The following is a 25,366-nucleotide window of genomic DNA, read 5'->3' as shown; positions in this document are numbered from 1 at the left end:
GCAGGTTTAGGCGCATGACCCCGAAATCGGAATCGATTTCCGGAAAGGATCATGCGCAAAAATCAAAGTGCTATAACGTCCTTTGCGTGTCCAACAGGACGCGCGGCGCTGTAGTAAAGCCCGGCGTAAAGCCGGGCTTTTTTGCCACTCTGGCCGAAAAAGTGCGTGCCTGATCGAAAAAGTGCGGGCAAGCCCGTGTCAACACTGGCATCCCGGCTCCATCGCACCTAAATCGGAACAGCGTGCCGGCGAACGACGCAAAGTGCTTCAAGACGTTGAATATCCGGACTGCGGGAAAAGATGAAAGCTGATTTCTACGAAACGCTGGGCGTGCAAAAGGGGGCCGACGAGAAGGAGCTCAAGAGCGCTTTCCGCAAGCTGGCCATGCAGTTCCACCCCGATCGCAATCCCGGCGATCATGCCTGCGAGCACAAGTTCAAGGAAATCAACGAAGCCTACGAGACGTTGAAGGATCCTCAGAAGCGGGCGGCCTACGACCGTTTCGGCCACGCCGCCTTCGAACAGGGCGGCATGAACGGCGGCGCACACGGCTTCGGCGCCGGCGGTTTCGCCGACATCTTCGAGGATATTTTCGGCGACATGATGGGCGGGCGCCAGCGCCGCTCGTCAGGCGGACGCGAGCGCGGTGCAGACCTGCGCTACAATATGGAAATCACGCTGGAGGAGGCGTTTGCCGGCAAGACGGCGCAGATCCACGTGCCGGCCTCGATCTCCTGCATGGAATGCTCCGGCAGCGGCGCCAAGCCCGGCACCCAGCCCGTCACCTGCTCGATGTGCAACGGCCACGGCAAGGTGCGCGCCACGCAAGGCTTCTTCTCGATCGAGCGCACCTGCCCGCAATGCCAGGGACGTGGCCAGACCATCAAGGAGCCGTGCGCGAAATGCGCCGGCCAGGGCCGCGTCACCGAGGAGCGCTCGCTGTCGGTCAACATCCCGGCCGGCATTGAGGACGGCACCCGCATCCGCCTTGCCAATGAGGGCGAGGCCGGCCTGCGCGGCGGCCCGTCGGGCGATCTTTATATTTTCCTGGCGGTCAAGCCGCACGAATTCTTCCAGCGCGACGGCGCCGATCTCTACTGCAAGGTGCCGATCTCAATGACGACGGCTGCCCTTGGCGGTTCCTTCGAGGTGACGACGCTGGACGGCACCCAGACGAAGGTCAAGGTGCCGGAAGGCACCCAGAACGGCCGCCAGTTCCGCCTCAAGGGCAAGGGCATGCCGGTGCTGCGCCAGCACAATGTCGGCGATCTCTACATCCAGACCGCGGTCGAGACGCCGCAGAACCTATCCCGCCGCCAGCGCGAGCTGCTGGAGGAGTTCGAGCAGCTTTCCTCGAAGGATAATTCGCCGCAGTCGAGCGGCTTTTTCGCCCGCATGAAGGACTTTTTCGAGACCTTCAGCGAGCGCTAATGGCGACTCTCGCCAATCGGATGTAGAATACAACCGAGCGGAAGCTCCCCTAGCGTCATCAACACCTTATACCGGCGTCCGCCTTGCCTTGAAGCCGGTAGCTGCTAAGTAGCCACTCGGGGGACCGTTCAGGAGAACTTGCATGGCACATGGTCCCGGACTGCGAAAGACGCTGGCAGAGAAGTTCGACGACGAACTGAAGTTCTTCAAGGGCTGGATCGACAAGCCGAAGGCGGTCGGTTCGATCGTGCCGACCAGTTCCATCACGGCCCGCAAGATGGCCTCCGTCGTCAACCCGATGTCGGGCCTGCCGGTGCTCGAAGTCGGGCCCGGCACCGGTGTCATCACCCGAGCCATCCTCGCCCACGGCGTAAAGCCTGAAAATCTCTACGCAGTCGAATACTCCCCCGATTTCGTGCGCCATCTGCGCCAGCTCTATCCCGGCGTCAACGTCATCGAGGGCGATGCCTTCAATCTCGATGCGACGCTCGGCGACAAGAGCGGCCTGACCTTCGATTCGGTCATCTCCGGCGTGCCATTGCTCAATTTCCCGGTCGAACAGCGCGTCGCCTACGTCGAAAGCCTTCTCGACCGCATCCCGACAGGCCGCCCGGTCGTGCAGCTGACCTACGGCCCGCTGTCGCCGATCCCGCCCGGCCGCGGCGACTACACGGTCGAGCATTTCCATTTCGTCATCCGCAACATCCCACCTACGCAGCTTTGGATCTACCGGCGCGGGGCGCATTAGGGTGTGCCGATATTCAGGTGAGACCGGCCTGCAAATGGCAGCTTCCTGCGCTTCCGGTGCTCACGTACTTCAAGTACGCTCCGCTCCGGTTCTCGGAACCAACCATTTTCGGCTCGGCCTGACTTGAATCTCAACACACCCTTCACTCATGTGCCCCCAAGATCCCTTTTCGATTTTTGCGCCGGTGCGTTGATTTGACAGATCCCTGGCTGTACCTGTCCGGGAACAAGGGGCCATGGCAGTGATCGCGAAAATTCTCGTCTTCGCCGGTTCGAATCGCTCTGGCGCCTACAGCGGCAGGACCGCCGATGTGGCGCAGAAGGAACTCGCCCTGCACGGCGCCGAGGTGACCCGCATCTCGCTTGCCGACTATCCGCTGCCGATCCTCGACGAGGACCTGGAAAAGGAGAAAGGCATTCCCGAGAACGCCATCAAGCTTGCCCGGCAAATTGCGGCCCATGACGGGCTGCTGATCGCGACGCCCGAATATAACGGCTCGATCCCGCCGCTGCTCAAGAATACCATCGATTGGGTGAGCCGGGTGCGCACGGATGACGGGCGGTCGTTCAGGCCGTTCACCGGCAAGCCCGCTGGCCTTTGTTCGTCTTCCAAAGGACATTTCGCCGGGGTACGCTGCATCAACCATCTGCGCGCCGTGCTGGTGCGCTGCCAGATGGAGGTGGTGACGCCGGAGTGCTCTGTCCCGGAGGGCGGCAACGCCTTCGATGAGGACGGGAATTTCAGGGACGAGCGACTGCACAGATCGATGGAGCACCTATGCCGCACGCTGATCGAAACCTCGCGCCTGCTGTCGACGCGGATCGAGGCGTGATCCAGGAGCGCGCCAGCACCATGCAAGACAGGCTGATCGTCGGCCTCGACGTGCCGACGCTGAAGGACGCCGAGACGGTGGTGCGCGAGCTCGACGGGGTCGTCTCCTTCTACAAGATCGGCTATCAGCTCGCCTTCGCCGGCGGCCTCGACTTCGCCCGCGAGCTCGCCAGCGGCGGCACCAGGATCTTCCTCGACATGAAGCTGCTCGACATCGACAACACGGTAGCCAAGGGCGTCGAGGCCATTGCCAGGATGGGCATGACCATGCTGACGCTGCACGCCTATCCGAAGACGATGAAGGCAGCGGTCGCGGCCGCCAGGGGCAGCGATCTCTGCCTGCTTGGCGTCACCGTGCTGACCTCGATGGACGAGCAGGACGTGATCGACGCCGGTTATGAGCATGACCCGCATACGCTGGTGCTGAGGCGCTCCGAGCAGGCGCTGCATGCCGGCATGGGCGGCATCGTCTGCTCGGCCGAGGAAGCGGAAGCGGTGCGCCGAATCGTCGGCCCCAACATGGCCGTCGTCACGCCGGGGATACGGCCCAAGGGCAGCGACCATGGCGACCAGAAACGCGTCGTCACGCCGGCGCAGGCGATCCGCAACGGCTCCAGCCATCTCGTCGTCGGCCGGCCGATCGTCAGCGCCGCCGACAGGCGAGCGGTCGCGGAAGCAATTCTTGACGAAATGCGCTCGGCCTAACAATTCGGAGAACAAGCATGCCGAAGGGATACTGGATCGCCCGCGTCGATGTGCGCGATGCGGAAGGTTACAAGGGCTATGTTACTGCCGCCAAACCGGCTTTCGATCGTTTCGGCGCCGTTTTCCTGGCACGAGGCGGTGCGCATGAAAAAGCAGAAGGGCCGGGCCGCGACCGCAACGTGATCATCGAGTTTCCGTCATTGGCTGCGGCGCACGATTGCTATCACTCGCCCGAATACCAGCGCGCCGTCGCGATCCGGCAGAAGGTGGCCGACGGCGAGATCGTGCTGGTCGAAGGGGTCTAGTTTAGTTCAGCGGCCACTGCCGTACCGTCGCGAACGTGCCCGCGGCGTTCAGATCGAATGCAGGATGTAAAGCTTGCGCGTTTTCTCATGGATGGTCCATTCGCCCTCCCAGCCAAGCGGCAGGACGAGCAATTCGCCGGGTCCGACATCTTTGGCTGCGCCACCAGGACCGTGCAGCGTCACGCGGCCGGACACGATGTGGCAAATCTCGGAATTCGTGTCACGGCGCGCGGTGAACCGGCCTTGCGAACATTCCCAGACACCGACTTCGATCTTGCCATCCTCGGAAGTCCAAAGCGTGTTGGCTGCTTCCATCTGATCGCCTTCCAGCGAGGTGGGCTTCGGCTGGGGCTCACCGAGGTCGATATGCGCCAGGTGGGCGAAGGTCTTGAAGTCGATCATTGCTAAATTCCTGAAGTGATGCGGTTCAGTGCCCGGTGATGCGATCGGCCAGGGCGGCCAGCCGCGACGTGCGCGGCAGCCCCTTTGCTTCCCGCTCGTCGGCAATTCGATAGAGCTGATACATCGAATGGACGCCAAGCCAGCGCAGCGGCTCTGGCTCCCACTTGCGCACGGTTCGATTGACCCAGGGAAGCCGCGTCAACTCGGTGTCGTTGCCCAGCAGCAGATCGCGCAGAGTGCGCCCCGAGAGGTTCGAGGTGGAAACGCCGAGGCCGACATAACCGCCGGCCCAGCCTATTCCGGTCTGCCTGTCAAAGCCCACCGTCGTGCACCAGTCGCGCGGCACGCCCAGCGTTCCACACCACGCATGGTCGAGCTTGAGCCCCTTGGTCTGCGGCAGAAGCGTCGTCAGGATTTTATGCAGCTTGTCGATCGTCGCCTGCTGGGTGACGCCTCGAACGTCGGTCTTCGAGCCGAACCGATAGGGCACCCCGCGCCCGCCCATGGCAATGCGTCCTTCCCGGGTGCGCTGGGCGTAGCAGTAAGTGTGCGCGGCGTCGCCGAGCACCTCGTAGCCATCCCAGCCGATTTCGCTCCACAGCTTGTCGGAAAGCGGCTCGGTGACCACGATGGCGCTGTTGAGCGCCAACCACAGTCTTTCGTGGCCGGCGATTCCCGCGGTAAAACCCTCGGTCGCCCGCACGATCTTTTCGGCCCGCACCACGCCCCGGTTGGTTGCGACCTTGCCGCTCTCGATCGACAGCACGGTCGTCTGTTCGTAGATCGGGATGCCGAGCCGCTCCACTGCCCTGGCGAGCCCCTGCACCAGCTTTGCGGGCTGAATCCGCGCAACCTTCTTGATGACGAAGGCGCCGCGGGCGTTGTGTACCGCTATGCGCCGACGCATCTCGGCTGCATCGATATACCCGACGCGCTCGTCGGTCAGCGCCCAGGATCTGGCATGGGCATACATCGCCTTGGCGCGCTGCTCCTGCGCTTCGTTGGTTGCGACCAGCAGTTCGTCGGTGCGACGAATGTCGGCGTCGATGCCTTCAGCTTCCGCAACCGATATGACCTCGTTCACTGTGCCCGTCATTGCCGCCTGCATGGCGATGACTCCAGCGCGCGAGGTTGCCTCCTCATATTTTTCGCGCGACCATGAGAAGCCGCCGGACAGCCAGCCGCCATTGCGCCCCGAAGCACCGAAGCCGGCGAACTCCTTCTCGATGACGACAATATTGAGATGCGGGGCTGCCTGCTTCAGATAATAGGCGGTCCAAAGGCCGGTGTAGCCGGCCCCGACGATACAGACGTCGGCCACGATATCGCCCTGCAGCGGCGGCCGATAGCCGGGCACGCCGCCGATGTCGGCATACCAGAATGAAACGTCGCCGTTCTTCTTCACGTCCATTGTCGCGATTTTTCCCAGACAGGATTTTAGGTCAGCGTGAAATCGGCATTCTCGTCGTCGGCCAGCAGCTTCACGTCGTTGCCCGCGAATACGAGGTCGACCTCGTCGCCGATGGCGAAGGTTTCGGCCTCCAGCGTCGAGCGCACGATCGCCTTCGAGGTGTCGGCCAGCACGACCTCGTATTTGGAGCCAGATCCGAGATAGATGGCCTCGCCGATGCGCCCGGGCAGGGTGTTTCGATCTTGTCCGCCCTTTCCCCGCCTGGCGAGGCTCAGCTTCTCCGGCCGCAGCAGCATCACCGGCTTGGCGCCGTCGGCAAGGCGTGTGGCGGCGGCCACTTTCCGTCCGGCTACGTCGATGGCGGTCTCGTTGCCGGAGGTGGAGGCTGCACCACGCAGTATCGTCGAGTCGCCGACGAACTTTCCGACGAACAACGTCTCGGGCTCGTCGTAGAGTTGGCGACCGGTGCCGATCTGCTCGATGCGTCCCTGGTTGAACACGGCGATGCGGTCCGAGAGGACCAGGGCCTCCTCCTGATCGTGCGTGACGTAGACGAAGGTGGTGCCCAATTCCCTGTGGATCCGTTTGATCTCGAGCTGCAGCCATTCACGCAGCTTCTTGTCGAGTGCGCCGAGCGGCTCGTCCATCAAGAGCAGCGGCGGGTCGAATACGATGGCACGTGCCAGCGCGACGCGCTGCTGCTGTCCGCCGGAGAGCTCGCTGGGGAAGCGGTGGCCGAAATCGGCCATCCTCACCATGTCCAGCGCTTTGCGCACCCGGGCCGCGCGATCGGGATTGGCGATGCTGCGCAGGGTCAGCGGATATGCGACGTTCCTGCTCACCGTCATATGCGGGAACAGCGCGTAGTGCTGGAAGACGACGCCGATATTGCGTTTGTGCGCCGGTACGCCGATGACGCTTTTGCCGCCGACATCAAGCGAACCCGAGCTGACTTCGGTGAAGCCGGCGATGACGTTGAGCGTGGTCGTCTTGCCCGAACCGCTGGGTCCGAGCAGCGTCATGAACTCCCCCGGCTCGATGCGCAGCGAGACCTCGTCGAGGGCGATGAAGCTGCCATAGTGCTTGCTGACGGATTTGAGATCTATGGCTGCGCCGCGGGTCGATGGTGAGGCCATGTCAACGTTTTCCCTGTCTCGAACCGATCAACAGCCCCGCCCCGATCACTAGCGACGTCACGATGAAGAGCAGCGTGCCCACTGCCGCAACGGTGGGGTCGGCGTCCCGGGTAATGCTCGAGAATATCTGGACCGGCAGTGTCTTCAGATACGGGCTGGTGATGAACAGCGCGACGATGATCTCGTCGAATGAGGTCACGAACGCAAACAGCAGCCCCGACAGGATGCCCGGCGCGATCAGCGGCAAGGTCACCGTCCTGAACGTCGTCAGCCGGGTCGCGCCGAGGCTGGCCGCAGCAGTCTCCAGCCGTTTGTCGAAGACTTCCAGGCTGGCGGAGACGGCGATGATGACGAAAGGAACGGCGAGCATCGTGTGGGCCAGCACGAAGCCGGTCATGGTGCCGACCAACCGCGTATCGAGATAGACCGCGTAGATTCCGACGGCGAGCACCACCCCCGGCACGACCATTGGCGTGATCAGCAGCGCGCGCAGCACGCCGCTGACGCGACTTTTCATGCGATCGAGGCCGAATGCCGCCAGCGTGCCGATGACGGTGGCGAACAGCGCCGTGACGACGGCGACCTTGAGCGAGCCGACCAGGCTCGCCGACCATTCGGGGTTGGTGAAAAAGTTCTGGTACCACTGCCAGGAAAAGCCGGATGGCGGAAAGGCCAGCGACTTCTTGTCGTTGAACGACATCGGCACGACGACGATTGTCGGTGCGACCAGCCAGACCGCGACCAGCAGGCAGTACAGACCGAGCAGGATTCGACCGGGCTGTTTCATCAGCGTCTCGAGCCCATCTTGTGCGGTTGACGCGACAGCGGTGCTGCGAGCGCGAGCAGGACGAAGGTGGCGATCAACAGCACCACACCCATCGCACCGCCGCGGCCCCAGTTGAGCAGGCTGAGCACCTGGTTCTGGATCAGGGTCGAGAGCATGGTCGACCGCGGACCACCGAGCAGCGCCGGGGTGATGTAGAACCCGAGTGCAAGAATGAAGACAATGATGGCGCCCGCGTAGACGCCCGGAAGCGAGAGCGGCAGATAGACTTGGGCAAAGGCGCGCGCCGGGCTCGCGCCGAGGCTCCGTGCCGCCTGCATGAGCCGCAGGTCGATCGTCTTCATCACCGAATAGAGCGGCAGGATCATGAACGGCAACAGCACCTGAGCCATGCCGATCACCACGCCTGTCTGCGTGCGGATCAGCTTGACCGGGCTAAGGCCGACTGCCCTGATGACGGAGTTGATCACGCCGGAATCCTGCAGCAGGATGACCCATGCCAGAGTGCGCACGACGCCGCTCACCCAGAACGGCACCAGCACGCACAGAATGAGGACGAGCCGCATCCTGGGTCCGACCGCGGTCATCACATAGGCATAGGGATAGCCGGCGATGAGACATACCAGCGTCACCCAGGCGGAGATCGCGAAGGTCCGCTGAAGCACCGTCAGATTGACCGGTGTGCCGAAGAACCAGGCATAGTTCTGCCATCCCCATTGCGGCTCGGAAAAGCTGCGCAAGGTCACGATGGCGAGCGGCAGGCCCAGGCAGATGACGAGCAGCAGCAGCGCCGGCGCGACGAGCCAGAAAGCCTGTCCACGAAACCAGCGCCGCCGGCCGTCTGCCGTGACAGCCGGAACAGTGTCCCGGCTGTCGATTGCTCTCGTTGCCACGGCGGCGGACCTAATTGCCGGCCATCAACCCGTTCCACTTTTCGTTCGCCACCTCGAAGTTCTCCACCCAGAACTTGATGTTCTGCTGATAGCCAAGCTTCAGCTTGTCCGGCGTGTTGGTCATGAACGCCGCGGTGATCTCGTCCACTTCGGGCTTCGCGTCCTTGTGGATCGGGGTATACGAGGTGGTTTTTGCAAGCGTCTCCTGCGCGCTCTTGCCGAGATAGGCGTTGATCAGCGCATGCGCCGCGTCGGGGTCCTTGACGCCCATCGGAATGGTCATCTGATCCATCACCACCAGCCAGTCCTGCCACGCCGGCGTGTACTTCGCGCCGTTCTTCACCGCGGTCATGGCACGTCCGGTCCACATCGCGATCATGTCGGCTTCGCCGGATTCGGCGAGCTGCTGGGAATCGGCGCCGGTCTTCCAGAAGATCGTGTCCGGGCCGAGCGATTTCACCTTCTCGATAGCCTTGTCGATATCGGCAACGGTCATGTTTTCGACCGACCCGCCGGCGGCGAGCAGTGCCTGCTCGATCATGCCGCCGGACAGATCGCCGCTGCCCTCCAGGGCGCGCGAGCCCGGGAATTTCTCGATGTCGAAGAAATCCTTCCAGCTCTTGGGCGGGTTATCCTTGTACTTTTCGGTGTTGTACATCAGCACCACGCCATAGTTCATGGCCGGCACGCTGCATTCGCTGATCTGGCCCTCCGGAATGTTGGACGTATCGATCTTTGAGAAGTCCAGCTTCTGGAACAGCTTGCCGCAATAGACGTAGGGCGGGAAATCGCCGGTATCGACAACGTCCCAGGTGACATTGCCGGACTCGACCTGCGCCTGCAATTTCGAGATCTCGGTTGGCCCGTCGCTGAGCAGCGTCACGCCTGACTTGTCGACGAACTCTTTCAGCGCGGCGATCTGACCATCCTGATAAATGCCCCCATACGAGACGAAGGTGAGCGTCTTGCCCTTGAGCGAGCCCTCTGCTACCTCGCCCGCCACCGGCTTGCTCTGCGCAAGCGCTGCTGTGGTGATCATCAGCAGCCCGAGCGCGGCCACCTGTCCGATCTTGGTCTTCATGTTTTATCTCCCATTTATGTGCACCCGCATTAGTTCGGTCCGTCCAGCTGCGAGCCTTGTCCGGGCGTGTATCGATTGAGTTCCGCCGCGCCACTGGTCGGGGGCGCGATGATCCAGAGCACCTGCGCCGGCTTCTTGCCGACATTCTCTGTACGATGCGGCGTCGAGGTTGCGTATTCGATGCTGTCGCCTTCGTTCATGACGAAGCGCTCGTCTGCCAGCGTCAGCTCGACAGTGCCCTTCAGGACGACGAACATCTCGTGCTTGCCGCCATGCGTGTAAGCTTCGTCGCCGGTCGAGCCGCCGACGTCGAACTCCCCCGAATAAACCTCGAATTCATGGATCGGCCGACGCGACAGCAGCGTCTTTCGGCAACCGTGGCTGATCGGCAGCAGGGGGCGGTCGGCTCTGGTAAGCACCTTGTGGAACCCACCTTCAGTCTGCTCGAACAGCTCGTTGATGCCGAGATCCAGGGCTGCCGCGATCCGCATCAAGGTGCTGGCACTGGCGCCGCTCAGATTGCGCTCGAGCTGGCTGATGAAGCTCGCCGTCGTGCCGACCATGTCAGCCAGCTGGCGAAGCGAAATGCGTCGGGCCATGCGAATGGCCTTGATCCGGCCGCCGACATGCTTGGCCTTGCCGGCTTCCGTCGTCGCCAGCGCGGCTACCTCCGGGAATGTCGCAGGGTCGACTTTCACCGAGTGCCTCCTTCACTTAACACCCTATTAAGTGAAATGTCGGAACGCAAGCCGTTTGTCGAGGCACGGTCCTGGCCCGTCGGCGCGGCTGCGTACGCGGGCGCTGCTCATTTCGTGGGCGAGGCGAAAAAACGGCTGGCGGCGGTCGCGGCCATCGCATCGGCGAGGCCCATCTGCCATTGCGTGCGGCAATAGGCGCGGAAATCGAAGCAAGGCAGGCCCGGGCAGACCTCGAACTCGATGAGGTGGATGCTATCGTCGGCTTCGATCCGGAAATCGACGGAAAACACATCCCGCAGGCCAAGCCCGGCGATCAGGCTTTGCGCGATCCGTCGGATCCTTGCATCGGCTCGCGGCTGGCTGGCGGCAACCGGCAGCAGCACCGGCTCGGCATATGTTCCCGCCGCCCTGGCAGCCTCCCCAGTGTCGCCGTAGAGCGCCAGGCTGTCTTCCATTGTCTGGAAATCACTTCCCGACTCGACAAAGACGATGCCGAGCGCTTCGACGCCGGTGTCCGGCTTCAGACCGAGAAAACTGGCGCGCGCATTGCGCCCGGTGACGTAAGGCTGCACGACGACATCGTCGCGATAGGCAGCGAAGACGCGCCGGCTAAGCTCAAGCGCGTGGCCGAGATCTCTGCTGCGCGAATCCGGCCAGATGCCAATCTTGGCGCCGAGCCGGCTCGGCTTGACGAACCAGCCGGCTAGCGAAGCCGGTGGCTCGACCAGCCAGCGGCCGTCGCGTGCCAAACCGGATTGCGGCACCGGCAGGCCAAGTGCGCCGAGCACGGCGCCGGAGCGGAACTTGTCCTGGCAGAGCGCAAACAGCGCATCATCGGCGCCGAGCAGCTTCAGGCCGTTCAGCCTTGCCAGCGCCGGCGCCGCACCGCCACGGAAATAGGCGATGCCGTCGGTCAGCGTCCACACCAGCGTCGTCTTCGGATCCTCACCGGCAAGCAGATTTGCGGCATCGTCGAGCGCCACCGGGGCGAAGGACAGGCCGCGCGTCTGGCAGGCTGCGGCCAGCGCGTCGAACTCAGGGGCGATGTCGGTCGATTGCGCCAGATAGGAGGCGATTTCGGCGGCGCGCCCCGGCACGTGGCCATCGGCAACCAGCCGCTCGAAGCAGGCGTTTTCCGGCTCGTAGACTAGGATCAGCTTCGGCCTGCGGCTTGACATGGCATCAACGATTCCTGGCGATGAACGGGCCTGGCAGCGCGACTGCCTACCATCGCATCGCGGATGTATCAGGCTTTCGCGAAATCGACGTCAGCCTAGGCAAATCAGCACGCGCGGCTCGAAGCGGCCGTTGACCGGAATGTCGAGCAGAAACGTCATGCCGGCTTGCGGGTCCAGCAGGCGCTGTTTCTTATCCTTGCCCGACCAGGCGGAGGTGACCGCCAGCCGGTCGGCATTCCTGCCGACAAAGGCCGGGCAGGACGGCTGCGTCACCGGCATCGCGACCGAACGGATGAGCTTGCCGTCAGGTCCGTAGGCTTCAACGACGCTGCCGCCCCAGCACGCGTTCCACAGGACACCGTCGCGATCGAGCACCGAACCGTCGACATAGCCCTTGGCCTTGCGGTGATCGACGAAGATTTTTGGCTCGCCAGCCGGCAGGCCGGTCGCCGGATCGCAGCCGACGCGCATCAACAGGCCGGTGCTGGTATCGGTGTAATGGGCAACGGTTCCATCTTCGGAAAAACAGATCGAGTTCGACACCGTGATGTCTGAATAGAGCCGGCGCAATTCACCCCTGAAGAACCAGTAGATCGAGCCAGCGGCCTTTGCCTCGCCCTTGCCCATCGTGCCGACCCAAAAGGCGCCGCAGGGATGGACGCGCGAATCGTTCGAGCGCGTCGCCGGATTGTCGGCCTCGATGGCCGTATGCAGCGTCATTTTGCCGGTCGCCACGTCGCGGACATGCAGGCCGGTTTCGGTGGCGATCAACTGTCTTTTGTCGTCGACGACGGCGATCGCGCTGGCCATTTGGCCAAGCTCGTGGATTTTGACGGCACCGCCGGACAGGGGCTTTTCCAGAAGCTGGCCGTTGACGATGTCGAACCAGTAGAGCGTTTCGGTGGCGGGGTCATAGCTCGGGCCTTCGCCGAGCTGACAGACATGGTCGGAAAAAACCGAAACGATGGCTTCGCTCATGGCGCTGCTCCAAACGCTGCGTCCCAGGCCGCGACTGCGGCCTGGGCCCGCGTTGCCACCTCGTCGACGCTCATACCAGGCTTGAACAGGCTGGAGCCGAGGCCGAAGACGCTGACACCGGCCGCCTTGTAGCCGGCAAAGTCCTTCTCCGACACGCCGCCGACCGCGCCGACCAGCGTCTCAGCCGGCAAAACGGCGCGCATCGCCGCGATCCCGGCCGCGCCGAGCACGCTGGCCGGGAAGAATTTCAGCGCCGAGGCGCCGAGCCGGATGGCTTGGAAGGCTTCGGTCGGCGTGAATACGCCCGGCATCGTCACCATCCCGTAATTCATGGCGCGACCCATGACCTCCGTATCGATGTTGGGGCTGACCAGCAGCCGCCCGCCGGCCTTGTTCAGTCCGTCGACATCGGCTGCGGTCAACACAGTCCCCGCGCCGACCAATGCCGTCGCCGGCAGCGCCTCAACAATTCTCGCGATGGAGACAAACGGATCCGGCGAATTGAGCGGCACTTCGATCGCTTCGATGCCGGCCTCGAAGATCGCCCGGCCGACGGCCACCGCCTCGTCCGGCTTGAGGCCGCGCAGGATGGCGACAAGCCCGCGCTCGAGCTTCGGAAACGATGCGGTCTCGGTCATGCGGCAACTCCGCTTCCAGTAATCATGCCATTTTTGCGCGCCGCCTCGATGAGACCGGCACGCACCGCCTCGTCGGCATCGACGGCTCTCACCGCAAGCCCGGCAAGACCGAGCGCCTCAGTGTAGAGGGTGCCGAGCGCGCCGGATGCGACCAGCACGATCGACGCCGCGCCTTTTCGATAGCGGCGGCTGGCCGAGGCGATCTCGCCGCCGATCAGCAGGCCGGACAGGCAGGCAGCGGCATCGTCGGGTTTCAGGTTCTGCAAAAGGCCCGCAGCGCGGATCGAGAACAGCCTCGATGTGACATCGCCGCCCTCGGCCAGCGCGATCTCGCACCAGCGCTGGAAAAACGGGTTGCCTGGTGCAACCGGCTTGGGCTGCTCGCCCAGCGAATGGCGCAGGATCGAATGCGCCGCCAGCACCGAAAACAGCTCGCCGGTCGGCCAGGTGCCAAAACCGGCAACGGCGCCGTCCTCGACCAGCACCCATTTGGAGTGGGTGCCGGGCATGCAGACGAGATGGCGGCTTGTTGCCGGCAAACCGGCGCCGGCAAGCTGCGTTTCCTCGCCGCGCATGACGTCGGGCGCGTCGGCCTGGCGCTGGGCAAGGCCCGGCACAATGCGGATGTCGCGGCGCTGGCCGGGAACGCGCGCAGCACCGGCAAGGATGGCGCCGATCGGCGCCGGCACGCTGACATAGGGCGCCTCCAGCCAGCCCTGGCGCGAGCCGGCCATGCCGCAGATGATCACGGGCATCGTTTCCGGCGCGCCCATCGCCGCCAGATGTCCTTCGAGGATGGTCGAAAACCCGGCCGCCTGCGCGGTGATCAGCCCGTCGTCGCCGCGACGCTCGGCAAGGACGTTTCCGGCCTCATCGACCAGCCAGACCCTGAGACGGGTGGTGCCCCAGTCGACGGCGGCCACAGAAGGCACGTTGCTCGCTGAGTTCACAGGAAGCCCCCATCGACGATCAGCATCTGTGCGGTCAGCATGCGCGAAGCGTCCGACGCCAGGAACAGCACCGTGCCGACGATGTCTTCCGGCTGCATCACCTGCTTGATGCATTGCTTGGCCACGTGGGCGGCGAGCGCCTGTTCGGTGACCCAGAGCTGCTTCTGCCGCTCGGTGATCACCCAGCCGGGTGCGATCGCATTGACGCGAATGCCGTCGGCGCCGAGCTTGCCGGCAAGCCCCTTGGTCAGGCCGACGATCCCGGCCTTGGCGGCGGTATAGGCCGGCATGTCGGGGTGATTGATCAGGAACGACGTCGACGTGAAGTTGATGATCGAGCCGCCGCCGGCGCGCTTCATGCCCGGCGCCACCGCCTGTGCGGAGAAGAAATGCGGGCGCAGGTTGACCGCCTGGTTGTTGTCCCAGAACTCCACGGTGACGTCTTCCACCGCGTGGCGATCGTCAAGTGCTGCATTGTTGACCAGCACGGTGACGTCGCCATGCGCCTCTGCCGCCCTGGCGGCCGAAGCCCGCAGCGCCTCGACGTCGCGTATGTCGGTCTTGAGATAGAGGGGGCGGCGGCCGAGATCCTTTTCGATGCGGTCGGCCAGCGCCAGGCTCGGGCCGTCGGCGATGTCGATGAAGGCGACCTTTGCCCCCTGGCGGGCAAAACCCTCGGTCAGCGCCGCGCCAATTCCGGAGCCGCCGCCGGTAATCAGCACCGAAGCGCCCTCAAGGTCGGCAAAGCGCGCCGATGGCATCATTTTTTTCTCCCTGCGCATGACCCCGAAAATCGATTTCGATTTTCGGAAGGATCATGCGCAAATCAAAGTGCTACAGCGTCGTTTGCGCATCCAAAAGGACGCGCGGCGCCGTAGGCTCGGTCGGCGCGCATCCTAGCCAGACCGGTCGGGGGAGCAAGGGAGAAAACGCAAATTCGCGGGCTTGTGTCTGACAAGTCGCTCGTCAGATCGCCTTGAGCGCAAGGTGCCACGGAGCGAATTTCTGGGATAGCCGAGCGTGGCATCGAAACCAACCGGCCCGCCGAACAGGAATCGTTGCTGCCGGCGCAGCCGAACTGGGCAAGGCGCTCCGCCTGCGCCTCAGCTACGCCCAGCAGGCAATCCTCAAAATGTCGCGATTGGCAGATGACCGGGGAGGTTGTAAGGGCAAGCAGCCCATCCGATCCGCCGGAGATCCGCCATGCCTCTGAAAATCGCTGTCCAGATGGACCACATCTCCACCGTCTCGATTGCCGGCGACACGTCGTTTGCGCTGTCGCTGGAAGCGCAGCGGCGCGGCCACCAGCTGTTCCATTATACGCCCGACCGGCTGTCGCTGCGCGACGGCAAGGTGTTTGCCGGCGTCGAGGAAATGCAGGTCCGCGACGAGAAGGGCAGTCACTATTCGCTCGGCGAGAAAGTGCGCACCGACCTGTCGGAGATGGACGTCCTCCTGCTCAGGCAGGACCCGCCTTTCGACATGAACTACATCACCACGACGCATATGCTCGAGCGCATCCATCCCAGGACGCTGGTGGTCAACGACCCGGCCTGGGTGCGCAACAGCCCGGAAAAGATCTTCGTCACCGAGTTTCCCGACCTGATGCCGGAAACGCTGATCACCAAGGACAGCCAAGAGGTTGCCGCCTTCCGCAAGGAATTCGGCGACATCATCGTCAAGCCGCTCTACGGCAATGGCGGCGCCGGCATCTTCCACCTTCACGAGGCCGATCGCAACCTCGCCTCGCTGCTCGAAATGTTCGGCCAGATGTTCCGCGAGCCCTACATCGTTCAGCGTTATCTGAAGGAGGTGCGAGCCGGCGACAAGCGCATCATCCTGATCGACGGCGAGCCGGTCGGCGCCATCAACCGGGTGCCGGCCGAGACTGATTCACGCTCCAACATGCATGTCGGCGGCCGCGCCGAAAAAACGGAACTAACGGAGCGCGAACGCGAGATCTGCGCCCGCATCGGCCCGTCGCTGAAAGAGCGCGGTTTCATCCTCGTCGGCATCGACGTGATCGGCGACTACATGACCGAGATCAACGTGACGTCGCCGACCGGCGTGCGCGAGGTAAAACGCTTCGGCGGCGCCGATATCGCCAGCCTGTTCTGGGATGCGGTTGAGGACAAGCGCAAGTAGCACCCATGCTTGCCGGAACAGCGGTTTTCCGATCCGTAGCCGATGCGACGCCATCAAGGCACCACGTTCGATTGTTCCCGTAATGTTCTTGCCTTTGCCCAAAATCTGTGGTTGTCTCAGATGACGCCGTTCGCGGCATGATCGCATGGGCTTCGGGCGGGCCCATGTCCGGGGGCAGAAAAGATGGTTGCGCGGGTCCGTACGGTCGCTTTCCAGGGCATCGAGGCCGTGCCGGTCGACGTGCAGGTGATGATCGCGCCCGGCAAGGTCAACATGCACATCGTCGGCCTCGGCGACAAGGCGGTGGCCGAAAGCCGGGAGCGGGTGCAGGCGGCGCTGCACGCATCGGGCCTGTCGATGCCGTCGAAGAAGGTCACCGTCAATCTGGCGCCCGCCGATCTGCCCAAGGAAGGCAGCCATTACGATTTGCCGATCGCGCTTGGCCTGATGGCGGCGCTTGGCGCCATTCCAGGCGACATGCTGGCCGGCTATGTCGTGCTTGGCGAACTGTCGCTCGACGGCACCATCGCCGCGGTGGCCGGCGCGCTGCCGGCGGCGATCGGCGCCAATGCCGAAGGCAAGGGCCTGATCTGTCCTTTCGCCTGCGGTCCGGAAGCGGCGTGGGCCGGCAAGGATTTCGACATTCTGGCGCCGCGCAGCCTGATCGCCATCGCCAATCATTTTCGCGGCACGCAGGTGCTGTCGCGGCCGGAGGCCGGCATCCATGCCTCGGCGCGCGACCTGCCGGATCTTGCCGACATCAAGGGCCAGGAGACCGCCAAGCGGGCACTCGAAGTGGCGGCGGCCGGCGGCCATAACATGCTGATGATCGGTCCGCCAGGATCGGGAAAATCGATGCTGGCGCAGCGGCTGCCGTCGATCCTGCCGCCGCTGGCGCCGCGGGAATTGCTCGAAGTCTCGATGATCGCCTCGGTGGCAGGCGAGCTTGGCGAAGGCAAGCTGACCGACCGGCGGCCGTTCCGCGCGCCGCACCATTCGGCCTCGATGGCGGCGCTGGTCGGCGGCGGCCTGCGCGTGCGGCCGGGCGAGGCCTCGCTGGCCCATCACGGCGTGCTGTTCCTCGACGAGTTTCCCGAATTCTCGCCGCAGGCGCTAGATGCGCTGCGCCAGCCGCTGGAGACCGGCGACTGCATGATCGCCCGCGCCAATCATCGCGTCACCTATCCGGCGCGCATCCAACTGGTCGCGGCGATGAACCCGTGCCGCTGCGGCATGGCTGGCGAGCCGGGCTATCGCTGCCTGCGCGGCGATCGTTGCCGCACCGACTACCAAGCGCGCATTTCCGGCCCGCTGCTCGACCGCATCGATCTCCGGATCGAGGTGCCGGCGGTCTCGGCCAGCGATCTGATCCGACCGGACCGGGCGGAGAAGAGTGCCGATGTGGCGCTGCGCGTGGCCCGCGCCCGGACAACCCAGCGCGAACGTTTCGAGCGGCTCGGCGCGACCTCCGTCACCACTAACGCGCACTGCTCACCCTCTGTTATCGAGGAGATCGCGATGCCGGATGCATCAGGCCTGTCGCTGCTCAGGGATGCCAGCGAAAAGCTTGGCTTTTCAGCGCGGGCCTATCACCGGGTGCTGAAGGTGGCGCGGACGCTGGCCGATCTCGAGGCCAGCGAGACGGTCGGCCGCATCCATCTGGCCGAGGCGATTTCGTACCGCATGAGTTCGGAGCGAATGGCGCAGGCGGCGTGACGTTCCCCTCCCGCTTGAGGGAGGGTGACCGGCCCGGCCCGCAGGAGCTCGACAGTCTGACGCTACGCAGCCTGATCGCGATCGCCAGTCAATTCGGCGGCAGCTACTTAACCGGAATCATGAGATGTGCGTAGGGAGTGCCCGCCCACATCACATATGGCCTGGACGTGTCAGGCTTGGGGTCAGCCGGATAGCCCTGCATCATGTCCATTGCGTTGACGATCATCACGTGCGGTCCGGTCTCCACCCAATTGTTGCCTTCCTCGGGCTTCGTCGCATAAGGATCGGTGTTGCTGCCATCGGTGCCGCCTGCCAGCATATACATGAAGCCGACCTTGCCCTTGGGCGGTTCCTTTTTTCCAATCCACGCCATCGCCCATTCCATCGCGTTGGCATCTCCACACATTGGATCCGGGCCAGGTGTGGCCGGGTTGTCCGGCATGCACCAGAAGCCGTTTGTGCCCTCGCGCAGTGTGCGCATTGCACCCTTCTCATCCATAGCGTGGATCGCAGCGCCGCTTGCTACAGCGGGGGGTGCGGCGGATTCAGCGCTCTTGATCATCGCAGCGTCATCGGCGGCTGCGCCTTGCATCGCAACCAAACTGCCCGCCGCCACAAGGGCAGCGACCATCAGAAGCCGTTTCATGGCCGTTCTCCGGTTTTGAGTTGATCTTGTGCATGATGTCGGACGCACGGCCTCCCAGAGCCGTTTGTCGGTGATTAAATCGTAGCAGATCGCGTGCACCGGGACAACGACGTGTTCGTAATTGCTAATATCTGTCGGGTTATACTAAAACTCTGTACGCGCTATCGAGGGGCCTTCCTTCGCCTTCAGCTCGAGCCGCCGCGCGTGCAGCACCGGCTCGGTGTAGCCGTTGGGCTGGACCCGGCCCTTGAAGACGAGGTCGCAGGCGGCCAGGAAGGCAATCGACTTGTCGAAGTCAGGGGCCATCGGCCGGTAGAGCGGATCGCCTGCGTTCTGGCGGTCGACGACGCCGGCCATGCGCTTCATCGTCTCCATCACCTGGTCTGAGGTGCACACGCCGTGATGCAGCCAGTTGGCGATGTGCTGCGAGGAGATGCGCAGCGTCGCGCGGTCCTCCATCAGGCCTATGTCATTGATGTCAGGCACTTTCGAGCAGCCGACGCCCTGGTCGATCCAACGCACGACATAGCCCAGAATGCCTTGCGCGTTGTTGTCGAGCTCGTTCTGGACCTCCTCCGGCGACCAGTTCGGCCGCACCGCTACCGGCACCGACAAGATGTCGTCGAGCTTTGCCTTGGGGCGGCTCTTCAGCGCCGCCTGCACAGCGTCGACGTCGACCTTGTGGTAGTGGGTGGCGTGCAGCGTCGCCGCTGTCGGCGACGGCACCCAGGCGGTGTTGGCGCCGGCCCTGGGATGGGCGATCTTTTCCGCCAGCATCGCCGCCATCAGATCGGGCATCGCCCACATGCCCTTGCCGATCTGGGCGCGGCCGGCCAGCCCGCATTCCAGCCCGGTGTCGACGTTCCAGGCTTCGTAGGCGGCAATCCAGGCGGCCTGCTTCATGTCGCCCTTGCGGATCATCGGGCCGGCTTCCATCGAGGTGTGGATCTCGTCGCCGGTGCGGTCGAGGAAACCGGTGTTGATGAAGACGACGCGATCCTTGGCGGCGCGGATCGCCTCCTTGAGGTTGACGGTGGTGCGCCGCTCCTCGTCCATAATGCCCATCTTGATGGTGTTTTTCGCCATGCCGAGCAGCGCCTCGACACGGTCGAATATCTCGACGGCGAAGGCGACTTCCTCCGGCCCGTGCATCTTGGGCTTTACGACATACATCGAGCCCGCGCGGGAATTGGCGCGTCGTCCGTTCGGGCCGACATCGTGCAGCGCGATCAGCGCCGTCATCGCCGCATCCATTATGCCTTCCGGCACTTCGTTGCTGTCGCGAACTGTAATCGCCGGATTGGTCATGAGGTGGCCGACGTTGCGGATCAGCATCAGCGAGCGGCCAGGCAGGGACAGCGCGCCACCATCAGGCGCGGTGTACGACCGGTCGGGATTGAGTTTACGCGTAAACGTGCTGCCGGCCTTGGTGATCTCCTCGGCAAGGTCGCCCTTCATCAGGCCGAGCCAGTTGCGGTAGACCAAAACCTTGTCCTGCGCATCGACCGCCGCGACCGAATCCTCGCAGTCCTGGATGGTCGTCAGCGCCGATTCCAGCACGACATCGGCAATGCCGGCCGGATCGGTCTTGCCGATCTGGTTGCTGCGGTCGATCGATATTTCGACATGCAGGCCATTGCGGGTGAGCAGGACGGCTTCGGGATTATCGGCGTCGCCGCGATAGCCGGCAAACTGTTTGGGATCGGCGAGCGTGGTGGCGCCGGCGCCCTCGCCCAGCCGCAGCATGCCGTTGGCCACGGCAAGCCCGTTCACCCCTGCCCATTTGCCGGTCGTCAGCGGGACCGATTCGTCGAGAAAACCCTTCGCCCAGGCAATGACCTTGGCGCCGCGCACGGGATTGAATCTCCCGCCCTTCTCGGCGCCGTCGGTCTCGGGAATGGCATCGGTGCCGTAGAGCGCATCATAGAGCGAGCCCCAGCGCGCATTGGCGGCATTCAGCGCGTAACGCGCGTTCATCACCGGCACTACCAATTGCGGCCCTGCAACCACCGAGATCTCGGGGTCGACATTGTCCGTCGCGACGGAGAAGGCCGGCCCTTCCGGCGCGAGATAGCCGATTTCCCTCAGGAAACCCTTGTAGGCTTCCATGTCGCTGGGTGCGCCATTGTCGCGATACCAGTGGTCGATCTGGCCTTGCAGCGCGTCGCGCTTTGCGAGCAGAGCCCGGTTCTTCGGCGCCAAATCATCCACGATGGCGGAGAAACCGGTCCAGAAGGCGTCGGCTGCAATGCCGGTGCCCCGCAGCGCCTCGTTCACGACGAAATCATAAAGCTCGCGGGCAATCCGCAATCCGGCGATTTCGACGCGATCGGTCATCGGGGCTTCTCCAGACGAAAGGCTTTGGCCGGGCCTTTGACATGTCAAGGTGGCAGGGTCAATTCAGCTTAGGGTGAAGGTAGGCATTTTTCGCCGCCGGCCAAAGCTGCCAATCTCCCTCGAGGGGAGATGCCCGGCAGGCCCGAGTTCCTCGCCCCCGCAAAGCGGGGGAGAGGTGGCCGCGAAGCGGACGGAGAGGGGGCATTCGTAAGGCGCAGTCCCGCTCTCCGTCTCGGCTTCGCCGAGCCACCTCTCCCCCACTTCGTGGGGGCGAGGAACCCAAGCTGGAATGATGCCGCGATCGACAGCCCCTCTGTCCTGCCGGACATCTCCCCCACAAGGGGGAGATTACCCGCCCTACACCGCGATCCTTGGCCTGCCCGACGCCACCGCCACCACATGGGCCTCGATAAACATGCGCTGGCCCTCGACGGTCGAGACGCGGAATTCGCTGGCGATCTCGATTTCGGCGCTGTCGGTGCCGGCGTCCCTGGCCCGCCCGGCGGCAATGGTGCGGACCTCGTTTTCCGCTGCCGCGATCGCCGCCGCCTCGTCATTGAAGTCACGCACGCTTTCGCCTGAGGCGACGCGAAACAGCCCTTCCTGGGGCTGGCTGACGCGCGCCTCCGCCGAAACCCTGACCTGGCCGACGACGGCGCCGAGCGCATTGGCGACATCGGTATCTTCGGGCACCACGCAGTCATGGCCGACCAGCGGTGGCAGCCCGGCATAATGCAGCGGCGCCGAGGCGCCGAGGCCGATGACCGGGCGGTCGAGGGCGACGCTCAGCCGTGCGATGCCGGGATGGGAATCGACGGCGCGCTGGACCAGCGCGTGCGCCACGGTCGCCGCGCCGTCCAGCCCGTCCTCGGCAAAGGCGGTTTCGAGGACGACTTCCGCCGACAGCCGGGTCAGCGTGGTCAGCACCCGTTCCGAGATCGCCTCCGGTGAGGCGGCGATCGCCTGCCCGCGGCCGTCGCGCCTGCGGGCGAACAGCTCGGCACCGAGCCGAGCCGTGGCGGCATCCCAGTTGGCCTGCTTGCCCAGCACATGGGCGGCGTCCGACGGCGTAAAACCGGCGACATGCACCAGCCCGCGCGACACCAACCGGTTCAAGGTGGCGTTCTGGGCGTTTGATGTCAAAAGCCTGTCGACGGCGAGGGGCGTCGAGCCGATCAGTTCATAAAGCTTGGCCTCGGCGCCGGTCAGGCCGGCAGCCAGCCGCTCCGGCACGCCAGTCCTGACCGCCAGCCGGCCATCCATGCGGCTGGGGTTGGCCGCGCGGATTTGGCGTTCCAGTTCGACGGTCACCGCTTCGCCATGCATCATGCCGGCCAGCGCCAGCGGCACCAGGCGGCGCGGCCCGAGCAGGATTCTTGGGTTGAGCGCGCCATCCTCCAGCGCCACTTCGGAATCGCCGCCGAGCCCAAAGGTGCGCATGGCCACCGCCTCGACCATGGTGCGGAAACCGCCGACGGTGGCGCCTTCCGGGTCAAGCCTGGGACGGCCCTGGTCGAGCACGGCAACGTCGGTGGTGGTGCCGCCGATGTCGGAGACGACTGCATTGTCGAGGCCGGTCATGTGGCGAGCGCCGACAAGGCTGGCGGCCGGGCCTGAAAGAATCGTCTCGATCGGCCGCTGGCGGGCGAAGGCGGCCGAAACCAGCGCGCCGTCGCCGCGCACCACCATCAGCGGGGCGGCGATGCCGCGCGCGGCAAGAAAGCCCTCGGTCGCCGCCACCAGCCGGTCGATCATCGAGATCAGCCTCGCGTTGAGCAGCGTCGTCAGCGCCCGGCGCGGGCCGCCGAGCTTGGCCGAAAGCTCGTGGCTGGCGGTGACCGGCAGGCCTGTTATGTCGCGGATCAGGTTCCGCGCGCTTAGCTCATGCGCCGGGTTGCGGGTGGCGAAATAGGCGCAGACGGCAAAGCCGGACACCGAGGCGCCGAGTTCCGGCAGCGCTGCCTCCAGCCCGGACAGATCGAGTTTTGCCGCATTGCCGTGGACATCGTGGCCGCCGGGGCAGAACACGACAGGGTCGGTGCCGAGTGCGGCCTTCAGCCCGTCGCGGGCAAGGTCGCCCTCGGAAAAGCCGATCATCACCAGCGCGACGCGGCCGCCTTGGCCCTCGACCAGCGCGTTGGTGGCAAGCGTCGTCGACATCGACACCAGTTTTATTGCTGCCGGATCGGTGGCGGCTTTTTGCAGCACCGCATCGACCGCGCCCGAAATGCCGACCGCCAGATCGTGGCGTGTGGTCAGCGCCTTGGCCTTGGCCAGAACCTTTCCGTTAGCGCCACCGGCTTCCGACCACAGCACGGCATCGGTATAGGTGCCGCCGGTGTCGATGCCGAGGAACAGGGGGGAGGATTTGGCGGTCATTGGCGGATCCGGGATTTTGCTCCCCGCCCTTAGCCGATACGCGCCGGCGGATAAAGCCGCGAGCGCTGGGCCACGAAGCATGATCCCCCTCAGCTACGCGCGGACGGCTTCTCAATCGCCCATCTTCAGCGCCTGGATAAACGCCTCCTGCGGGATGTCGACCTTGCCGAACTGGCGCATCCGCTTCTTGCCCTCTTTCTGCTTGTCGAGCAGCTTGCGCTTGCGCGAGACGTCGCCGCCGTAGCATTTGGCGGTGACATCCTTGCGCAGCGCCGAGATCGTCTCGCGGGCGATGACCTTGCCGCCGATTGCCGCCTGGATCGGGATCTTGAACAGATGGTTCGGGATCAGTTCCTTCAGCTTCTCGCACATCAGCCGGCCGCGCTTTTCTGCCGCCGTGCGGTGGACCAGCATCGACAGCGCGTCGACCGGCTCCTCATTGACCAGGATCGACATCTTGACCAGGTCGCCTTCCTTGTAATCGGTAAGGTGATAGTCGAAGGAGGCGTAGCCCTTGGAGATCGACTTCAGCCGGTCGTAAAAGTCGAAGACGACCTCGTTGAGCGGCAGGTCATAGGTCAGCATGGCGCGCTTGCCGACATAGGACAGGTCGGCCTGGATGCCGCGCCGGTCCTGGCAGAGTTTTAGGATGCCGCCGAGATACTCGTCCGGCGTCAGGATGGTGGCGCGGATCCACGGCTCCTCGATGGCCGATATCTTGACCACGTCGGGCATGTCGGCGGGGTTGTGCAATTCCTTGGTCGTGCCGTCGTTCAACAGCAGCCGGTAGACGACCGACGGCGCCGTGGCGATGAGGTCGAGGTTGAACTCGCGCTCCAGCCGCTCCTGGATGATTTCCAGATGCAGCAGGCCGAGGAAGCCGCAGCGATAGCCGAAACCGAGCGCGGCGCTGGTTTCCATTTCAAAGGAGAAAGAAGCGTCGTTGAGGCGCAGCTTGCCGACTGCGGCGCGCAGATCCTCGAAATCGGCGGCGTCGACCGGGAACAGGCCGCAGAACACCACCGGCTGCGCCGGCTTGAAGCCGGGCAGGGCCTGTGCCGTCTGGCGCTTGTCCTCGGTGATGGTGTCGCCGACGCGGGTGTCGGCGACTTCCTTGATCGAGCCGGTGAAGAAGCCGAACTCGCCGGGGCCGAGCTCGTCTACATTGATGCGGGCCGGCGTGAAGACGCCGGTGCGCTCGACCAGGTACTTGGCGCCGGTGCCCATCATGCGAATGGTCTGGCCCTTCTTCAGCACGCCGTCGATGATGCGGACCAGCACGATGACGCCGAGATAGGCGTCGTACCAGCTGTCGACCAGCATCGCCTTCAGCGGGGCAGCAATGTCGCCCTCGCGCGGCGGCGGCAAATCGTTGACGATCGACTCCAGCACATCGGGAATCCCGAGGCCGGTCTTGGCCGAGATCAGCACGGCGTTGGAGGCATCGATGCCGATCACCTCCTCGACCTGCTCGCGGATGCGCTCGGGCTCGGCGGCCGGCAGGTCGACCTTGTTCAGCACCACGACGATCTCGTGGTTGTTGTCGATGGCCTGATAGACATTGGCCAATGTCTGCGCCTCGACGCCTTGCGAGGCATCGACGACCAGCAGCGAGCCCTCGCAGGCGGCCAGCGACCGCGACACTTCATAGGCGAAGTCGACATGGCCGGGCGTGTCGATCAGATTGAGGATATAATCCTCGCCATTGCTGGCGTGGTATTTCAGCCGCACCGTCTGCGCCTTGATGGTAATGCCGCGCTCGCGCTCGATATCCATCGAGTCCAGCACCTGCTCCTTCATGTCGCGCAGCTCCAGCCCGCCGGTCAGCTGGATCAGCCGGTCGGCAAGCGTGGATTTGCCATGGTCGATATGCGCGACGATGGAGAAATTGCGGATGTTCTTGATCGGCGTGGTCATGTCGGGCGCTTTAGCAGGGGCAGCTTGCCCGGGCAAGCGGCCGGGCGTGCGGCCGGG

The 25,366-nt window shown here is 64.3% G+C and carries 23 protein-coding genes; 7 read left to right on the top strand and 16 right to left on the bottom strand.

What is annotated here, in order from left to right:
• Positions 1-300 precede the first annotated feature (300 nt).
• The 5 genes from dnaJ (at position 301) to AC0L3D_RS10715 (ending at position 4,020) form a co-directional block, all read left to right on the top strand.
• A complete protein-coding gene (gene dnaJ, locus AC0L3D_RS10735) occupies positions 301-1,431 on the top strand; it encodes a molecular chaperone DnaJ (protein ID WP_023801455.1) in 1,131 nt (376 codons plus the stop codon).
• Positions 1,432-1,573: 142 nt separating this feature from the next.
• A complete protein-coding gene (pmtA, locus tag AC0L3D_RS10730) occupies positions 1,574-2,179 on the top strand; it encodes a phospholipid N-methyltransferase PmtA (RefSeq protein ID WP_027154687.1) in 606 nt (201 codons plus the stop codon).
• Positions 2,180-2,414: 235 nt separating this feature from the next.
• Positions 2,415-3,011 carry an NADPH-dependent FMN reductase gene (locus tag AC0L3D_RS10725; protein WP_128174788.1) on the top strand — a complete coding sequence of 199 codons (597 nt, stop codon included), beginning with the start codon at positions 2,415-2,417 and terminating at the stop codon, positions 3,009-3,011.
• A gap of 20 nt (positions 3,012-3,031) precedes the next feature.
• Positions 3,032-3,715, top strand: coding sequence for an orotidine-5'-phosphate decarboxylase (gene pyrF / locus AC0L3D_RS10720; protein WP_091592414.1), 684 nt, complete (start codon positions 3,032-3,034; stop codon positions 3,713-3,715).
• A gap of 17 nt (positions 3,716-3,732) precedes the next feature.
• The gene (locus AC0L3D_RS10715) at positions 3,733-4,020 is read left to right on the top strand and encodes a DUF1330 domain-containing protein (protein ID WP_473644222.1); all 288 of its coding nucleotides are present in this window, start codon (positions 3,733-3,735) and stop codon (positions 4,018-4,020) included.
• Between the two features lie 48 nt (positions 4,021-4,068).
• Here AC0L3D_RS10715 and AC0L3D_RS10710 read toward each other — a convergent pair whose 3' ends face one another.
• From AC0L3D_RS10710 to AC0L3D_RS10655, 12 genes are all read right to left on the bottom strand, one after another.
• Positions 4,069-4,422, bottom strand: coding sequence for a cupin domain-containing protein (locus AC0L3D_RS10710; RefSeq protein WP_023801450.1), 354 nt, complete (start codon positions 4,420-4,422; stop codon positions 4,069-4,071).
• 25 nt (positions 4,423-4,447) lie between these two features.
• Positions 4,448-5,833: an NAD(P)/FAD-dependent oxidoreductase gene (locus AC0L3D_RS10705; protein WP_128169332.1), complete on the bottom strand. Its 1,386-nt coding sequence runs from the start codon at positions 5,831-5,833 to the stop codon at positions 4,448-4,450.
• 26 nt (positions 5,834-5,859) lie between these two features.
• Positions 5,860-6,969, bottom strand: coding sequence for an ABC transporter ATP-binding protein (locus AC0L3D_RS10700; protein ID WP_473644220.1), 1,110 nt, complete (start codon positions 6,967-6,969; stop codon positions 5,860-5,862).
• Position 6,970: 1 nt separating this feature from the next.
• Entirely contained in the window at positions 6,971-7,756 is a 786-nt protein-coding gene (locus tag AC0L3D_RS10695; RefSeq protein WP_473644218.1) for an ABC transporter permease, read from the bottom strand.
• The gene (locus AC0L3D_RS10690) at positions 7,756-8,646 is read right to left on the bottom strand and encodes an ABC transporter permease (RefSeq protein WP_287344246.1); all 891 of its coding nucleotides are present in this window, start codon (positions 8,644-8,646) and stop codon (positions 7,756-7,758) included. Before AC0L3D_RS10690 ends, AC0L3D_RS10695 begins: the two co-directional genes overlap by 1 nt.
• Positions 8,647-8,656: 10 nt before the next feature.
• Positions 8,657-9,727 (bottom strand): extracellular solute-binding protein, encoded by a 1,071-nt coding sequence (locus AC0L3D_RS10685; protein ID WP_287068076.1) that lies wholly within the window; start codon positions 9,725-9,727, stop codon positions 8,657-8,659.
• A gap of 29 nt (positions 9,728-9,756) precedes the next feature.
• A complete protein-coding gene (locus tag AC0L3D_RS10680) occupies positions 9,757-10,425 on the bottom strand; it encodes a helix-turn-helix domain-containing protein (RefSeq protein ID WP_473644215.1) in 669 nt (222 codons plus the stop codon).
• Positions 10,426-10,532: 107 nt separating this feature from the next.
• Entirely contained in the window at positions 10,533-11,603 is a 1,071-nt protein-coding gene (locus AC0L3D_RS10675; protein ID WP_473644214.1) for a D-alanine--D-alanine ligase family protein, read from the bottom strand.
• Between the two features lie 90 nt (positions 11,604-11,693).
• On the bottom strand, positions 11,694-12,581 hold the full coding sequence (locus AC0L3D_RS10670) for an SMP-30/gluconolactonase/LRE family protein (protein ID WP_473644212.1): 888 nt from the start codon (positions 12,579-12,581) through the stop codon (positions 11,694-11,696).
• On the bottom strand, positions 12,578-13,219 hold the full coding sequence (locus AC0L3D_RS10665) for a 2-dehydro-3-deoxy-6-phosphogalactonate aldolase (protein ID WP_473644210.1): 642 nt from the start codon (positions 13,217-13,219) through the stop codon (positions 12,578-12,580). The genes AC0L3D_RS10670 and AC0L3D_RS10665 overlap by 4 nt, the downstream gene beginning before the upstream one ends.
• Positions 13,216-14,169, bottom strand: coding sequence for a 2-dehydro-3-deoxygalactonokinase (locus AC0L3D_RS10660; protein WP_473644208.1), 954 nt, complete (start codon positions 14,167-14,169; stop codon positions 13,216-13,218). Before AC0L3D_RS10660 ends, AC0L3D_RS10665 begins: the two co-directional genes overlap by 4 nt.
• The gene (locus AC0L3D_RS10655) at positions 14,166-14,933 is read right to left on the bottom strand and encodes an SDR family NAD(P)-dependent oxidoreductase (protein WP_473534742.1); all 768 of its coding nucleotides are present in this window, start codon (positions 14,931-14,933) and stop codon (positions 14,166-14,168) included. The genes AC0L3D_RS10660 and AC0L3D_RS10655 overlap by 4 nt, the downstream gene beginning before the upstream one ends.
• 439 nt (positions 14,934-15,372) lie before the next feature.
• Between AC0L3D_RS10655 and gshB the strand changes: the two genes are divergently transcribed.
• Complete coding sequence (gene gshB, locus AC0L3D_RS10650; protein ID WP_473644206.1) at positions 15,373-16,314, top strand: glutathione synthase; 942 nt, start codon at positions 15,373-15,375, stop codon at positions 16,312-16,314.
• A gap of 183 nt (positions 16,315-16,497) precedes the next feature.
• Positions 16,498-18,030, top strand: a complete 1,533-nt coding sequence (locus AC0L3D_RS10645) for a YifB family Mg chelatase-like AAA ATPase (RefSeq protein WP_023801437.1) — start codon at positions 16,498-16,500, stop codon at positions 18,028-18,030.
• 103 nt (positions 18,031-18,133) lie between these two features.
• Here the strand turns inward: AC0L3D_RS10645 and AC0L3D_RS10640 are convergent, their stop codons facing one another.
• The 4 genes from AC0L3D_RS10640 to lepA all read right to left on the bottom strand — a co-directional run bounded on the left by AC0L3D_RS10640 (position 18,134) and on the right by lepA (position 25,309).
• Positions 18,134-18,676: a hypothetical protein gene (locus AC0L3D_RS10640; protein ID WP_473644204.1), complete on the bottom strand. Its 543-nt coding sequence runs from the start codon at positions 18,674-18,676 to the stop codon at positions 18,134-18,136.
• A gap of 144 nt (positions 18,677-18,820) precedes the next feature.
• Positions 18,821-21,013 carry a malate synthase G gene (locus AC0L3D_RS10635; protein WP_473644202.1) on the bottom strand — a complete coding sequence of 731 codons (2,193 nt, stop codon included), beginning with the start codon at positions 21,011-21,013 and terminating at the stop codon, positions 18,821-18,823.
• 357 nt (positions 21,014-21,370) lie between these two features.
• The gene (locus AC0L3D_RS10630) at positions 21,371-23,392 is read right to left on the bottom strand and encodes a hydantoinase/oxoprolinase N-terminal domain-containing protein (protein WP_473644200.1); all 2,022 of its coding nucleotides are present in this window, start codon (positions 23,390-23,392) and stop codon (positions 21,371-21,373) included.
• A gap of 111 nt (positions 23,393-23,503) precedes the next feature.
• Positions 23,504-25,309 carry a translation elongation factor 4 gene (gene lepA / locus AC0L3D_RS10625; protein WP_473644198.1) on the bottom strand — a complete coding sequence of 602 codons (1,806 nt, stop codon included), beginning with the start codon at positions 25,307-25,309 and terminating at the stop codon, positions 23,504-23,506.
• Positions 25,310-25,366: the final 57 nt, after the last annotated feature.

It is taken from the genome of Mesorhizobium sp. WSM4837 (assembly GCF_055811435.1).
The sequence above is the reverse complement of the archived record's forward strand: the minus strand, read 5'-3'. Positions and strand labels throughout refer to the sequence as shown.

Coding starts and splice junctions, on each gene's coding strand:
- dnaJ (WP_023801455.1), top strand. CDS start 301: ATGAAAGCTGATTTCTACGAAACGCTGGGCGTGCAAAAGGGGGCCGAC.
- AC0L3D_RS10685 (WP_287068076.1), bottom strand. CDS start 9,727: ATGAAGACCAAGATCGGACAGGTGGCCGCGCTCGGGCTGCTGATGATC.
- AC0L3D_RS10705 (WP_128169332.1), bottom strand. CDS start 5,833: ATGGACGTGAAGAAGAACGGCGACGTTTCATTCTGGTATGCCGACATC.
- AC0L3D_RS10710 (WP_023801450.1), bottom strand. CDS start 4,422: ATGATCGACTTCAAGACCTTCGCCCACCTGGCGCATATCGACCTCGGT.
- pyrF (WP_091592414.1), top strand. CDS start 3,032: ATGCAAGACAGGCTGATCGTCGGCCTCGACGTGCCGACGCTGAAGGAC.
- AC0L3D_RS10725 (WP_128174788.1), top strand. CDS start 2,415: ATGGCAGTGATCGCGAAAATTCTCGTCTTCGCCGGTTCGAATCGCTCT.
- AC0L3D_RS10695 (WP_473644218.1), bottom strand. CDS start 7,756: ATGAAACAGCCCGGTCGAATCCTGCTCGGTCTGTACTGCCTGCTGGTC.
- AC0L3D_RS10665 (WP_473644210.1), bottom strand. CDS start 13,219: ATGACCGAGACCGCATCGTTTCCGAAGCTCGAGCGCGGGCTTGTCGCC.
- AC0L3D_RS10670 (WP_473644212.1), bottom strand. CDS start 12,581: ATGAGCGAAGCCATCGTTTCGGTTTTTTCCGACCATGTCTGTCAGCTC.
- AC0L3D_RS10645 (WP_023801437.1), top strand. CDS start 16,498: ATGGTTGCGCGGGTCCGTACGGTCGCTTTCCAGGGCATCGAGGCCGTG.
- AC0L3D_RS10630 (WP_473644200.1), bottom strand. CDS start 23,392: ATGACCGCCAAATCCTCCCCCCTGTTCCTCGGCATCGACACCGGCGGC.
- gshB (WP_473644206.1), top strand. CDS start 15,373: ATGCCTCTGAAAATCGCTGTCCAGATGGACCACATCTCCACCGTCTCG.
- AC0L3D_RS10675 (WP_473644214.1), bottom strand. CDS start 11,603: ATGTCAAGCCGCAGGCCGAAGCTGATCCTAGTCTACGAGCCGGAAAAC.
- AC0L3D_RS10640 (WP_473644204.1), bottom strand. CDS start 18,676: ATGAAACGGCTTCTGATGGTCGCTGCCCTTGTGGCGGCGGGCAGTTTG.
- AC0L3D_RS10715 (WP_473644222.1), top strand. CDS start 3,733: ATGCCGAAGGGATACTGGATCGCCCGCGTCGATGTGCGCGATGCGGAA.
- AC0L3D_RS10635 (WP_473644202.1), bottom strand. CDS start 21,013: ATGACCGATCGCGTCGAAATCGCCGGATTGCGGATTGCCCGCGAGCTT.
- AC0L3D_RS10700 (WP_473644220.1), bottom strand. CDS start 6,969: ATGGCCTCACCATCGACCCGCGGCGCAGCCATAGATCTCAAATCCGTC.
- pmtA (WP_027154687.1), top strand. CDS start 1,574: ATGGCACATGGTCCCGGACTGCGAAAGACGCTGGCAGAGAAGTTCGAC.
- AC0L3D_RS10655 (WP_473534742.1), bottom strand. CDS start 14,933: ATGATGCCATCGGCGCGCTTTGCCGACCTTGAGGGCGCTTCGGTGCTG.
- lepA (WP_473644198.1), bottom strand. CDS start 25,309: ATGACCACGCCGATCAAGAACATCCGCAATTTCTCCATCGTCGCGCAT.